This window comes from Wolbachia pipientis (assembly GCA_023052945.1).
Taxonomy (GTDB): domain Bacteria; phylum Pseudomonadota; class Alphaproteobacteria; order Rickettsiales; family Anaplasmataceae; genus Wolbachia.
The window spans coordinates 463,152-476,513 of the sequence record CP095495.1 but is presented as its reverse complement, the minus strand read 5'-3'; the positions used below and the strand labels follow the sequence as shown (position 1 = coordinate 476,513).

General features: G+C 34.6%; 10 protein-coding genes, 1 tRNA gene and 1 pseudogene. 4 read left to right on the top strand and 8 right to left on the bottom strand.

What is annotated here, in order from left to right; translation table 11 throughout:
- Positions 1 to 55 precede the first annotated feature (55 nt).
- From MWH06_02265 to MWH06_02255, 3 genes are all read left to right on the top strand, one after another.
- Positions 56 to 1,144 (top strand): IS481 family transposase, encoded by a 1,089-nt coding sequence (locus tag MWH06_02265; GenBank protein ID UPA55470.1) that lies wholly within the window; start codon positions 56 to 58, stop codon positions 1,142 to 1,144.
- Positions 1,145 to 1,417: 273 nt separating this feature from the next.
- On the top strand, positions 1,418 to 3,415 hold the full coding sequence (ligA, locus tag MWH06_02260; GenBank protein UPA55469.1) for an NAD-dependent DNA ligase LigA: 1,998 nt from the start codon (positions 1,418 to 1,420) through the stop codon (positions 3,413 to 3,415).
- A gap of 398 nt (positions 3,416 to 3,813) precedes the next feature.
- Positions 3,814 to 4,326, top strand: a complete 513-nt coding sequence (locus tag MWH06_02255; protein UPA55468.1) for a hypothetical protein — start codon at positions 3,814 to 3,816, stop codon at positions 4,324 to 4,326.
- On the opposite strand, the pseudogene dapA reads toward MWH06_02255, so the two are convergent.
- The 8 genes and pseudogenes from dapA to tsaD all read right to left on the bottom strand — a co-directional run bounded on the left by dapA (position 4,323) and on the right by tsaD (position 12,212).
- Positions 4,323 to 5,247 (bottom strand): annotated as a pseudogene (gene dapA / locus MWH06_02250) (4-hydroxy-tetrahydrodipicolinate synthase). The gene MWH06_02255 and the pseudogene dapA overlap by 4 nt on opposite strands.
- A gap of 9 nt (positions 5,248 to 5,256) precedes the next feature.
- The gene (gene ssb / locus MWH06_02245) at positions 5,257 to 5,730 is read right to left on the bottom strand and encodes a single-stranded DNA-binding protein (GenBank protein ID UPA55467.1); all 474 of its coding nucleotides are present in this window, start codon (positions 5,728 to 5,730) and stop codon (positions 5,257 to 5,259) included.
- Between the two features lie 67 nt (positions 5,731 to 5,797).
- Positions 5,798 to 5,871, bottom strand: a tRNA-Arg gene (locus tag MWH06_02240).
- A 110-nt stretch (positions 5,872 to 5,981) separates the two neighbouring features.
- Positions 5,982 to 6,797: a hypothetical protein gene (locus MWH06_02235; protein ID UPA55466.1), complete on the bottom strand. Its 816-nt coding sequence runs from the start codon at positions 6,795 to 6,797 to the stop codon at positions 5,982 to 5,984.
- 4 nt (positions 6,798 to 6,801) lie between these two features.
- On the bottom strand, positions 6,802 to 7,410 hold the full coding sequence (locus tag MWH06_02230) for a hypothetical protein (protein ID UPA55465.1): 609 nt from the start codon (positions 7,408 to 7,410) through the stop codon (positions 6,802 to 6,804).
- A 4-nt stretch (positions 7,411 to 7,414) separates the two neighbouring features.
- Positions 7,415 to 8,854, bottom strand: a complete 1,440-nt coding sequence (locus tag MWH06_02225; GenBank protein ID UPA55464.1) for a hypothetical protein — start codon at positions 8,852 to 8,854, stop codon at positions 7,415 to 7,417.
- Between the two features lie 315 nt (positions 8,855 to 9,169).
- The gene (locus MWH06_02220) at positions 9,170 to 10,915 is read right to left on the bottom strand and encodes a type I secretion system permease/ATPase (GenBank protein UPA55463.1); all 1,746 of its coding nucleotides are present in this window, start codon (positions 10,913 to 10,915) and stop codon (positions 9,170 to 9,172) included.
- A 289-nt stretch (positions 10,916 to 11,204) separates the two neighbouring features.
- Positions 11,205 to 12,212 (bottom strand): tRNA (adenosine(37)-N6)-threonylcarbamoyltransferase complex transferase subunit TsaD, encoded by a 1,008-nt coding sequence (gene tsaD / locus MWH06_02215; GenBank protein UPA55462.1) that lies wholly within the window; start codon positions 12,210 to 12,212, stop codon positions 11,205 to 11,207.
- 228 nt (positions 12,213 to 12,440) lie between these two features.
- Between tsaD and prmC the strand changes: the two genes are divergently transcribed.
- Positions 12,441 to 13,280 carry a peptide chain release factor N(5)-glutamine methyltransferase gene (gene prmC / locus MWH06_02210; protein UPA55461.1) on the top strand — a complete coding sequence of 280 codons (840 nt, stop codon included), beginning with the start codon at positions 12,441 to 12,443 and terminating at the stop codon, positions 13,278 to 13,280.
- Positions 13,281 to 13,362: the final 82 nt, after the last annotated feature.

The following is a 13,362-nucleotide window of genomic DNA, read 5'->3' as shown; positions in this document are numbered from 1 at the left end:
ATCTGACACTTTAAAAAAGCAAGTTATAAAATAATAAAAGAAAGGAGTGTTAGAAATGAGTACAATACAAACAAAAATACTAAAACCAAAGCTAGGGTTATTAGAACTAGCAAAACAACTAGGAAATGTATCTCAAGCATGTAAAGTGATGGGATACTCAAGAGATACATTTTATCGATTTAAGGAGTTATATGAAAATGGAGGAGAGGGAGCATTACATGAAATAAGTAAGAAAAAACCGCTATTAGCGAACAGAGTTTCCGATAATATAGAAAGAACAGTGATTGGTATAGCAACAGAATTTCCAGCATATGGGCAAGAAAGAGCTGCAAATGAACTGAGAAAAAGAGGTATAATAATTTCTCAGGGAGGAGTAAGGTCTGTATGGCTAAGAAATGACCTTGAAACTCTCAAAAAGAGACTTAAAGCACTAGAGACAAAAGTAGCTCAAGACGGAATCATTTTAACTGAAGAACAACTTGCAGCTTTAGAAAAAATGAAAGAACAAAAGGAAGCTCATGGTGAAATTGAGACGCAACATCCAGGTTATTTGGGTTCTCAAGATACCTATTATGTGGGCAATATCAAAGGTATAGGGCGAATTTATCAGCAGACTTTTGTTGACACTTATTCCAGGGTTGCAATGGTTAAACTTTACACGGACAGAACAGCTATTACAGCTGAAGATCTTCTCAATGATAGGGTTATTCCATTTTTTGATGAGCAGAAAATTCCATTATTACGCATTCTAACTGATAGGGGTACGGAATATTGTGGCAAGCCAGAAAATCACGCTTATCAGCTATATTTGGGAATCGAAAATATCGACCATTCTAGAACCAAAGCCAACTCTCCACAAACTAATGGCATATGTGAAAGATTTCATAGAACTATGCAAGATGAGTGTTACAATATTATCTTTAGAAAGAAAATCTACAATTCTTTGGAAGATCTACAGATTGATGTTGATTGTTGGTTGCATTCTTATAATGATACAAGACCTCACTCTGGTAAGTACTGCTATGGAAAAACACCTATGCAGACTTTTCTTGATAGCAAACATATTGCTTTTCAGAAAAATATTAGTAGCATTAAACAAGAGACTGATATTAGTTTTAACTACCTCAATTCTTCTGTCAGTTAATTCTTGTCTGTCAGATTAAGTCTTATCTTTTACAAACAGGAGGGACATCACTTGATTGATCATTCCAACTGTTGTAATTATATTTACTCATAATATACTTCTTAATTTAAAAATAATATTAATATTAGCATGTAAATATAAATGTTATATTAATATTAGTATGATTGCTTTTCAGAGCAGTAGTATACATGGCAAGTTGAAATCATTTATGGTACCTTTTTAGAAAAATTCATGACTTGACGACAAAGGCTAATGTAGCATTATATTGGTATCATGACTAACTTAGAAAAGATGAGAGAAAAACTACAAGATCAAATAAATTATCATAATGTTTTATATCACCAAAAAAATAAGCCAGAAATAAGTGATGCTGAATATGATGAGCTGAAGCGAAAGTTAGTTGAAATGGAGGCACAATTTTCAGAAATTGGTGAAACAGAAAATAGTGTTGGTGCTCCACCTGATGAGAGGTTTTCTAAGGTAGAACATCAAGAGCCTATGCTTTCCCTTGAGAATGCTTATGATGAACAAGGTGTAGAGAAATTTTTGTCTAAAATAAAGAGGTTTTTAATTGAGGATAAAATAGAGATATTATGTGAGCCAAAAATTGATGGGTTGTCATTTTCTGCAATTTATGAAGATGGAAGATTTGTTAAAGCTGCAACTCGAGGTGATAGTTTTGTAGGGGAAGATGTCACTCACAATGTTGCAACAATAAAAGGCTTTCCTAAGTTTTTGCAAGGTGTGCAAGGAAGACTAGAAGTAAGAGGTGAAATATACATCAGTAACAGCGACTTTTTAAAGTTAAATGAAAACGATGAATTTGCCAATCCTCGAAATGCAGCTGCTGGTTCTCTAAAGCAATTGGATGCAAACATTACAGCAAGTAGACCACTTAGATATTTTGCTTATTCTTTGATTGGTGGAGCAGAGAAAAGTCAAAGTGAAATACTAAATAAGCTTGAGGCACTTGGTTTTTGCGTAAATGAGCATCAGTCCTTAACGAGTAGTTTGGATGGAATGCTGAAGTTCTATAATGAAGTCTATAACTGTCGCTATAACCTGGATTATGATATTGATGGAATAGTCTATAAAGTAAATGATTTGGTACTACAAAATCGTCTAGGGAATACTCACAAAGCACCGCGCTCAGCACTTGCATACAAGTTTTCTGCGGTTTATGCAAAAACAAAGTTAAATAAGATATTTATACAGGTGGGCAGAACAGGGGTTTTAACTCCAGTTGCAGATTTAGTGCCAGTCAATATTGGTGGGGTGCTAGTTAGTAGAGCAAGTCTGCATAACCAAGATGAGATAAAACGTAAAGACATAAGAGAGGGAGATATTGTAACAATCAAAAGGGCAGGAGATGTAATTCCCCAGATCATTGAAGTAAGCAGAGATTCTCGTCTTCCAAATACACCTGAATTTGTGTTTCCTGGAGTATGCCCTGAATGTGGTAGTAAAGTACGTCAGGTTGAGGGAGAAGCGGCAGTAAGATGTCCTGAGGAATTTGCCTGTAAAGCTCAAATAATAGAAAAACTAAAGCATTTTGTATCGAAAGATGCATTTGACATTGTTGGCCTTGGTGATAAGCAGATAGAGTTTTTTTACGACCTTGATCTGATAAAACAAATCCATGATATTTTTACTTTAGAAGAAAAATTGGATGAATTTAATCTGGAAGGACAGTCTGGCTGGGGCGAGAAATCTATAGCTAATTTGTTAAATTCTATACAAAGCAGAAGGGTAATAACTCTAGATAGGTTTATATTTTCTTTAGGTATTAGATTTATTGGCCAAGTTGCAGCAGAATTGCTTGCAGATTATTATGTTTCTTATGATAATTGGTATAATTCGATGATTGAACTGTCATCAGATAATACTGAGCTAGTCGGTATAGACGGCATAGGAAAAAAAGGGGCTGAATCTTTGGAATCATTTTTTTCTAAGGAACATAATATCAAAATGTTAAATGATCTTACTGCTTGTCTTCAAATTCTTCCTGTGAGCTCCAACTCTAGTGACTCTGTTTTAAATAATAAAATTATAGTGTTTACTGGTAAGCTACTTGCTATGAGTAGAGGAGAGGCAAAAGTAAGAGCCAAAACTCTAGGAGCAAAGGTCAGCTCACATCTTTCTGCTAAAACTGACTACCTAATTGCAGGAGAAAAACCAGGATCCAAATATAAAAAGGCAGTGGAATTAGGTGTAGAAATTTTAGATGAAGACCAGTGGCATAAAGTGATAAGTTTGGGAGTGTTCAAATGACACTTGGATTGTATATTAAATCAAAGTTGCAAGACTATAATGAGCAAGCTGTTAATTGGATTACCACAAAAAAACTCCTTTCTTTCTCTCCATTTTTTCTGGGTAAGGTCATGGTGCTGGTACAGATCCTATAGCTGACCTAAGCAACACGTCATACCGCGATTTATTCGCAGTATAGATTCCGCTAACAAGTAGCGGAATGACGAATTTTTGTTTTTCAAATTATTGGTAAACCTAAGTCACTTTAGCTATAGATCTGACATGTCTTATAGCTTAAGATATTAAAATTGTATAGACTGAAGTGCGCTCAAAGTCAATTAAAAACCCTCAGTTATATAATTGACATTGGTTGCAACATTATATAGCAATAAAGGATTATATCAATAAAGAGGGAATTTATGCCTAATCAAAAAAAGTTTGCATCATATGCAGCAGTAACCATAGGGTCTTTGGGACTCATAGCTAGTACCATAGCTCTTACTATGTGTAGTTCTAGTTTATCACCTCTTATTGTAGGAGGAATGATTGGCTCTATAATCCCGCTAGTTGGGTGTACGCTTGTTGGCATTCTTTTGCTTATCAATACCAAAAAAGTGTATGGTGGTATATACGACCAAAAAAGGATAAATGAAAAAGCTAAATTGTTTGATAGCTTGAGTAAGTATGTTGTACCTTTGATAGCAAGTGCTGTTGTTTGTTTTGGAATCGGAGCAGGATTGGTTGCTCTTGGCTTTACATCACCTGTAGCTATAATTGCTTTAACTCTAATAGCAAACGCAATTGTTATACAACTTTTTAGTAAAATAACTGAACGCTTTTCTTCTCCACCACCACCGAGTGGCTCGGTTGACAGCGATGTGAAAGTTGATGGTGTTGCAGATAAAACTCTTTTTCATCCTTATTGTTGTTAAAGACTAGCCAATTCTTTCCATCCAAGCATTCACTTGCCTCAATGTTTCAACAGAAGGCAAGTCTTCTGTGCTAAGTGGTAGGCGAACGGTTTTGTGTTCTATGAGCCCAATATCATGCAGAAGTGCTTTAGTAGGTATTGGGTTGCTGGCAATAAATAGAGCTTTGCAAGCTTGTTGCCAGATATCTGTTGAACTTTTTACGTCATTTCCTGTCATTTGAGGAGTTGTTTTTTTTCTAGTTACGTGCTGGAATGACAGTAGGCATTGCTTAACATATTCATGTGCTGCGTGTGGCCAAACATTGGAAGCAACGGAAACCAGACCAGCTACGCCATAAGCGGCCATATCGGATATCATATTATCATCTCCGCAAAAGACCTCAATATTTGGAGCAACTTTCTTATACTGAGCTGAAGTACCAACGGTGCCACTGGAATCTTTGATAGCCCAAAATTTTTCGTGGCTGGATAAGTTGTGTACAGTTTCAGCATGAAGACTCACTCCTGCTCTCGATGGAATATTGTAAAACATAGCCGGCACATGTGCTTTCTCAAGCAGCTTTTCAAACCATAAAGTCTGCCCCATAATTCCAGGCTTTGCATAAATGGGGGTTGTCATTAGATAGCCGTGAATAGGCATATCCTTGCAAAAATCAAGCCATTCAAGAGTCTGATATAGATTCACTCCTGGTACACCAATTACAATTTTTGTATTTAATTTTAGCTCACATACAAATTCAACTAATGTACGCTTTTCAGAATCAGTAAGCGATAGGCTTTCACCTGTGCTACCCAGTAACACTACGCCATTTTCAGCTTCAGCTTGTATTGTAAGTAAATGCTGCAAACTGCTATAATCTATGCTATCCCCATTGTAATTAAAGGGAGTAACACAAGCAGTCCATAAAAATGTAAATTTCAATTTAAATTGTTAAAATGGTATTTCATCGTCGATTAGTTCATCTTTTATATCGTTGTCAAAACTTTCGTGCTTATTTTTTTGTTCTGTTTCATTTTGCTTGTATTCACTTAGCTTGTAATCGGAATTTGGTCGCGAATCCAAGAGAGTAAGAGCGCTATTAAAATTATATAGAACCACCTCTGTTGTGTATCTTTCACTACCGTTTTGGTCAGTCCATTTTCTAGTTCTCAAAGAACCTTCAACATAAACTTTACTGCCTTTGCGTGCAAAATCTTTGACGATTTTTACTAATCCTTCACTAAAAATTACAATATTATGCCATTCTGTCTTTTCAGAGCGCATACCGGAAAGTTTGTCAGTCCAACTTTCAGACGTGGCTATTGAAAAACTTGCCATCTCTTTTCCATTTTGTGTAGTCCTAATTTCAGGATCTTTTCCTAAATTACCAACTAATATGACTTTGTTTATGGTACCACCAGACATAATTATGCTCTAAATAAATCCCTTTATTATCTTATGTGAAAGTACTATTGTCAAATTTAATTAAAAGTGCGCTTGGAGGGATTCGAACCCACGGCCTTTGCCTCCGGAGGGCAACGCTCTATCCAACTGAGCTACAAGCGCATATATAGCTACCCACCCGCGGTATCTATGTTGAGATCCCGCTAACGAGCAGCGGGATGACGGTTTTTCAAATTGTCGGTAAACCTAAGTCACTTTGGCTATATACTAAGTTATTTAATAGATAAGCTATCCAAGTCAAATTTTTGTTTTGGATAAAGCGTAAACATAACACTCCCATGTCCAAGATATACATTTTGAGAATCATTCGCATGCTTTTTTATTGCTTTTTGGTCTACGGCCCATACAAAAGTCACACAATTTTCAGTGACTGAGTGCACCTTTAAGTCCTTAGTATTTATAAACAGCTTTCCATTTACCCATACTTTCCATGTATCGGGAGAAAAATATAAAATTGAGTCTAAACTCACTACCTTACAGTTGAAATTATCTGATACCTCCTCTTTTGCAGCTCTTGAAGACCGTAAATTGAACTTTTCCATTTCATTGACCATTCTATTAACTGGCTCTTCATCAAAAAAAATGCTTTTTACGTTACTATATTGTGACAAAACGTCAAAGTCACTTTCCACTGCTTCTCTTATTATATCGTCCCGATCTGTATAGCTTAGTTTTTGATTGTTAATAAAGAAACACTCTTTTGCACGCAAATTTGCTATATCAATAAAATCATCGATTTCTTGATTGCCAACTTTAAGAATACTTTCAAAATATCTTTTTTCTATCATCATTCCATACTGAGAATGATGACAAACCATTTCATCATCACCTTGTTTTTCTATATATACGCATAAATTTCCACTATTTAATCCTAATATTTTATGCTCAATAAAATCTTCATTGCCAATATATTGTCGGCAAGAATACTCCTTACAAATTTCTATGCTTTCTATGATATCTTCACAACTGCAATATGCATTAACATTGGAAATGAGTAGCGTAAAAATAAAAAACAGCTTTATGTTCATCACCTTATCTACTTAATATAGTATACCAATCAAAGACTATATTAACTCTCACTATCTCTATCATATTACCATTCAAAATTTGATTCATAGTTGCAGCATCAATATTTCTCTGCTTGTTTAAAATAAGAGATTTGATCATAACATAACCGGGCAGATTTGGAATAGACTGTAGAAATAAAAAAATATGCTTATCGCTGATTGAACTTAAATTTAGGACCACTTCACTTTTTATTACTTTTGTGCGTTCACTTTTGTTGTAGAGCTCAACTTCTTCGGGTATAGAAATTGATATTTCAGGTTCTAATATAGAGTACTTTTTATATAACCTGCTAAGCTCGAAATTTAAATTTGCAATGTATCTGCTACTGTGTAAATTTGAAGAGGAAATTTTTTTCCATAAATCTAGGTTTTTATTTAGAACAACTTCCTTTTTTTGAATTCCAGTAATCTGTAAATTAATAGAACGTATTTTATCAATCGCAATTTGGTTTTTATTATAAACCTTTTCGTTATAGATAACAACATATGTTAATAACCCTATTAATCCAACAGATAATAACAAATACGATATAAACTGAATTGTAGCTTTTCTTTTTAATTGAGAGATAGTCATTAATCTACATTGCCTCTCCTATTTCAACATCAATAGATAGATTTTGCCCTTTAGCAGCAGGTAAGTTAGAAATATTAATGTCATAGGTACGAAAATTATCGTTTAAATTTTTTCGTAGTTTCTCGTATTGATAGGAAATATTTTTACCGGATTGAAAATTAAACCTTAAAGTTGTGGTAATATAACTTTTTGCCTCATTATAATTCCATTCAAATGATCGAAGCTCTATACCTGGTACTTTTAACTTTTCTACATACTTAACTTGTGTAAGAGGAGAGTATTCTATTTTTGATAAAATATTATTGATATTAATAAAATCATAAATTTCATCTATTTTTTTTACATTATAGCTTTGGCTAAGTTTTGTTAATTGGTTATTTAAGGTGCTCTGCTTTGCAGATAAATTATTAGCGACACTGAAGTTTGAATACAAATTTAGCAAACAAAGGGCGTTAATTACAACTAAAACCAAAGCGAAGTATAGAAAAATTTGAGGAGAGTTTAAATAAAGATAATTGAATAGATAAAATTCTTTAGTTTCCTTTGTATTAAAAATAGCTGCTAATTTATTCTTAAAGCTATGAAACAAAATTATGGTATCGCAAAAGTTATCTTTTTCACTTATAGCTAGTTCTGCTCCTAATAGTTTGCCTAACTCATATGGAGTTAATATGTTCACACTGTTCTCTAAAAAATTTATGACTGATAAACTAGCTTTAATATCTTCTGACACTATGATGCAAAGGTCGATAGGGTTATTTTTTTCAAACCCAAACTTAGTTAAGGATCGAATAGTATCTTGTACTTCCTGATATATTCCACCAGCAATAATTCCTGGTAAATTATCATTAGTAAATGGTACTAAACGCGTAAATATCATTTTATTCTCTTTAAGAACCACTTGTCTATAGCCTCCCGTTTTAGTTGCAGCAACTATAATTTTCCAATTATTAGGATCTTTATGTAGAATCTTTTTTGTTATATTACTTATTTCTATAGGAAACATTAATATTCCCTTAAAGTTGGAGCCTATCTCAACAAACACATTCAACCAATATTCTACTAAATGCTTTGCTTTTGATGAAACAAGAAGATAGCACCAGTTTTGATTGAATTTGTTTGGCTTCTCAACCAAAAAAACTGAACTTATGTCATTATTACGAGAAAAATGCTCCATCTTTGTTTTTGCTGATAGATAGGCACTAATCTTGTTTGCCCTTGTAATAAACTGTAGCGAGTAATTTTGATCTGCATGATTAAGCACTAGGTATAAAGGTGCTTTTTTATCTGACGAAAGACATGAAATTAAATCGGAAACTGCCTTATCGTTTTTGCCCTTAACAAAATACCTTTTATTTAAAGTGTTATTTTTAAAATACAGTAACATTATGCCTTCTTCTCCAATAGAAAGCATAAACTTACTTTTGGATTTTGAACTAAACATATTAACAAAACGTATACTTATCTAGAATTAAAAAGGCAATTTATTGAAATTCATTAAACGTTAGAGGGAAATATTGTTATAAATTTTCGCAGCAACATTATTTATATTATAATTTTTTCACAAAATCACTACTAATATTAAGCTATTTAGGTAATAGATTAAATTAATTAGAAATATACACTATCTGCCGATTAACTTTAATTAATAGGAGTTATTAGTCTATTTACTATTCTTGTAATATCATTTCTAATGGTAAACATTTCTAGTAATACTGGAACAGTTGTTATTTCAGATACAGAATTTAGTGTAAGTAGACTAACCATTTGCTGAAGAACGCTCATCTTTTGTGGTACTTGATGATGGAGCAACTAATTTGCTCAAAATCTCATCTTTTGGTCCCATAGCATAAATGACACCATCTGACATGAGAATCACTTTATCAACTACGGACAGCAGCGGTAGCTTATGAGTGATGATGACAGTGGTAGTATTTTGCTTTCTTGCAACATTGATTGCATTAATTAAGCACGCTTCCCCATTACTATCTAGGTTGGCATTTGGCTCATCAAGCACCAAAAGCTTTGTATTTCCATAAAAAGCTCTTGCAAGGCCGAGAAGTTGTTTTTGCCCACCAGAGAGCGTCACTCCTCCAGGCCCTCCTATTGTTGTATCATATCCATTTGGTAAGCTTAGTATTAGTTCATGTATTCCTGCAATTTGTGCTGCTTTGATTATTTCTTCAGGATTTGGATCTGGTCTCATGCGAGCAATATTAGCTTTAACACTAGTGTTAAATAACTCAATATCTTGAGGTAAGTAACCAACATAATTGCCAAAATTTTCCCGATTCCAAGTGTATACATCAGCGCCATCTAGTCTTACTACACCAGATATTGGCTTCCATACACCAACAGTTAATTTTGCGATAGTGGATTTACCAGAAGCACTTGCACCAATCACACCTACTACGTCCCCTGGTTCTATAATAAATGATATTCCTTTTACTGTTGGCTTATTGCTTCCATAAGGAGTAAAAAATACTCTATCAAATTCCAATTTTCCTTCAGGTTCTGGTAGAGCCATCGTTTGCTCTCTTTTTGGCGATGTTAATATAAGTCTTTGTAGCCTTCCATATGACATTCTAGCCTGATTTAAAAACTTCCAAGTATGAACCGCAGCGTCAAATGGTGCTAATACTCTACCCATTAAAATTGAAGCAGCGATGATGCTACCAGCAGTTTTATGAGCTGTAATTGCAAGTAATGCACCTGTTCCAATTACTGATATTTGCAGAGTTGAGCGCAAAAACTTAGTGATTCCAGTAATTACATTAGAACGATTTTGTGCTTTAATTTGCATTGCTCGATTCTGATCATTTCGTTTACACCAATCAGAGACTATGAATTCTGACATGCCCATAGCTTCAACTACTTCTGCATTTCTTGTTGCAACATCTATAGCATTGATATTCCGTATAGTTTCTTCGTTGGTTTCTTGTAATATTCGTTTAGTGGCAAGTTCATTCCATATTGCCATAGAGACTAATATAATAATTCCAGCAATAGCTATAAACCCCGTGGAGGTGTGTATCATGAAAATCACAACAAGGTAAATTAACGACCATGGAGTATCAAACAGTGAGAATATGCCATTTCCTGTAATGAAATTTTTTATTACCCCGAGATCTCGTATTGCTTCACCACTTGAAGTTGAGCTCTGCACTGACGTTAGCCTGATTGACCTTACTATCAGATCTGGTGTTGCAGTTTTATCGATCCAATCACCTATTTTTGCCATAGCTAAATATCGACAAGTTTCAAGCATTGCAGAACATGCAAATGCAGATAAAGTGATAATTGTCAGCATAGTTAGTGTTGACACACTTTCGCTTGATATCACTCGATCAAGCACTTGAGAGGTATAAAGTGGTAGGAATAACATTAATAAATTGATTCCCGCACTAAACCAAAAGATAAACCAAAATGCACTTTTGCATTTTTCTAGGCAAATATATAGAGTACTTTGCTTCAATTCTTTTTTTATTGATGGCGTAATTTCCACAATCTTCCTCTTAATTTGATTACATGCACCATATACAATTTTTATTACAAAAATATTAATAACGGCAGTTAGCCTGCTTTAAGTGAGTAAAATATTAATATATGTGAATAGGAAATATAAACAATGGTAAAAAGAAGTATAGTTAATATTTCCTTCATTGCCTATAGCTGAGCTACGTCATACCGCCGCGGCGCTAACAAGAGATCCCGCTAACACGTAGCGGAATGACGGTTTTTCAAATTGTCGGTCAACCTAAGTCACTTTAGCTATAATTCAGAATTGAGAGTTTTTAATAACTCTCCAATTCCCACTTTGGCCTTGGTGCAAAATTAAGTGGATCTATATAATTCTTCTGTAACCTTTCAATTCCTGCCCATCCAACCATTACTGCATTATCTGTACATAGGTTATTAGGGGGAAAAAATATATTTAAGTTTGTGTGTTTTTTCAATTTTTCTCTCAAGAAATTATTTGCTGCAACTCCGCCGGTAATCACAAAGTCATTGATTTTGATATTTAAAGATTCGGCCATAATGATCGCATTACTAACCCTGTCCAGCAGTATGTCACTAATACACTCTTGAAACGAAGCACACACATCACACACATCTTGCTCGCTCATTTTAAGTTCTTGCACCAAGTTTTTTACTGCTGTTTTGATTCCAGAAAACGAAAAATTACATCCAGAACGTTTTATCATTGCCCTTGGGAGCTTAAATCTTATACTATCTCCTTTTTTAGCCAAATTTTCAATTAATGACCCTCCGGGATAGCTTAAACCCAGCATCTTAGCAACTTTATCAAATGCTTCCCCTAACGAATCATCAAGTGTTTCTCCAAGTTTAATATATTTACCTACATCTTGTGCAATTAAAAATTGACAGTGACCACCTGATATTAGTAGGACTAAAAATGGAAATGTTACCTCATGCAGCAACCTAATAACCAATGCATGCGCTTCTAAGTGATTCACTGCAATGAACGGTTTTTGTGCTACATGCGCAATTGCTTTAGCCATCATTGTACCAACCATTAGTCCACCTATGAGTCCTGGTCCTGATGTTGCTGCAATTGCATTGAGGTCACAAAAGTTAAGGTTAGATTTTTCCACGGCGCTTTTTATTAGACCACTTAAATGCTCCATATGAGCACGTGAAGCTATTTCAGGGATCACCCCACCGCGTTTTTTGTGTTCTGTTTGAGAAAGAATCTCGTGAGCAAGGACCTGCTTTTCACTATTTACAATCGCTACTGCAGTTTCGTCGCAGCTTGTTTCAACAGCTAAAATGGTTTTCATGTATACTCGAACACTTTATTATAAAAACTATACCTTGAAACGCTATAGAAGTTAACTGCAAAGTTAACTTCTATAGCTAAAAGATTTACCGACAACCGTCATTCCGCTACGTGTTAGCGCCGCGGCGGTATGACGGTTAAGTATCCCAGTGCTTGACACTTGGATTTAGTGCAGCTACCCTAAATTGGAATTGCTATTCTTGGCTGAAAGGAACACATTTTTAGAATAATGAAAACAATCAGCACTTTAATTCAAGAAGGATCGGAGTTATTATCGTCACATAAAGTTGAATCACCACATTTAGATTGTGAAATCATCATGCAGCACGTACTTGGAGTGGAAAGATCATTCATAATTATGAATCACACTAATCAGGTACCAAGAGACAAAGAACTTTTATTTTGGAAATTAACAAAAAAAAGAGCGGAAAGATATCCAATATCGCAAATAATAGGTAATCGTGAATTCTGGAGTAAAAATTTTATAGTTAACCAGCATGTTTTGGATCCAAGACCAGATAGTGAAACACTAATCTCAACGGTGTTAAAATATTACCCAAATAAAAAGCAGAGACTAAAGATTGCAGATTTTGGTACAGGCACAGGTTGTTTATTGATATCCGTACTTAGTGAGTATGAATATGCTGTTGGGATCGGTTTTGAAAAAAGCTTGGAAGCATACAAAGTTGCCTATCAGAACACAAAGAAACATAATCTTCTCAGCAGAGCCAAAATATTTCCAAGCTCATGGACAGAGTGCAGAGGTTCATTCGATCTTATAATCAGTAATCCTCCATATATTAAAAGAAGCAAATTGAAAGACCTGCAAGCCGAAGTGCAAAAGGAACCAAGAATTGCTCTTGATGGTGGAATTGATGGTTTAAACTGTTACTTGAGCATTTTTCCAATATTAAGGAGGTGTCTTAAAAAAAATGGGTGTGCAATATTGGAGATAGGTGAAGATCAAAGCGATATTGACAAAGTAATCCCCTCATACGAATTAGCTTTTCAAGAATACGTATATGATTTAGCGGGAATGAAAAGGTGCATCGTTGTAAAAAGAACATAGCTAATGTTTTCTTCCTTCATCCCATATTATCCTATGTCATCCCAGCACCCTTTACCTCGTCATCCCAGTGCGTGACACTGGG

What these genes read in the sequence shown, in the direction of transcription:
- MWH06_02255 (UPA55468.1), top strand. Translation starts at nt 3,814, where the DNA reads ATGCCTAATCAAAAAAAGTTTGCATCATATGCAGCAGTAACCATAGGG.
- MWH06_02235 (UPA55466.1), bottom strand. Translation starts at nt 6,797, where the DNA reads ATGAACATAAAGCTGTTTTTTATTTTTACGCTACTCATTTCCAATGTT.
- ssb (UPA55467.1), bottom strand. Translation starts at nt 5,730, where the DNA reads ATGTCTGGTGGTACCATAAACAAAGTCATATTAGTTGGTAATTTAGGA.
- ligA (UPA55469.1), top strand. Translation starts at nt 1,418, where the DNA reads ATGACTAACTTAGAAAAGATGAGAGAAAAACTACAAGATCAAATAAAT.
- tsaD (UPA55462.1), bottom strand. Translation starts at nt 12,212, where the DNA reads ATGAAAACCATTTTAGCTGTTGAAACAAGCTGCGACGAAACTGCAGTA.
- MWH06_02230 (UPA55465.1), bottom strand. Translation starts at nt 7,410, where the DNA reads ATGACTATCTCTCAATTAAAAAGAAAAGCTACAATTCAGTTTATATCG.
- prmC (UPA55461.1), top strand. Translation starts at nt 12,441, where the DNA reads ATGAAAACAATCAGCACTTTAATTCAAGAAGGATCGGAGTTATTATCG.
- MWH06_02265 (UPA55470.1), top strand. Translation starts at nt 56, where the DNA reads ATGAGTACAATACAAACAAAAATACTAAAACCAAAGCTAGGGTTATTA.
- MWH06_02225 (UPA55464.1), bottom strand. Translation starts at nt 8,854, where the DNA reads ATGTTTAGTTCAAAATCCAAAAGTAAGTTTATGCTTTCTATTGGAGAA.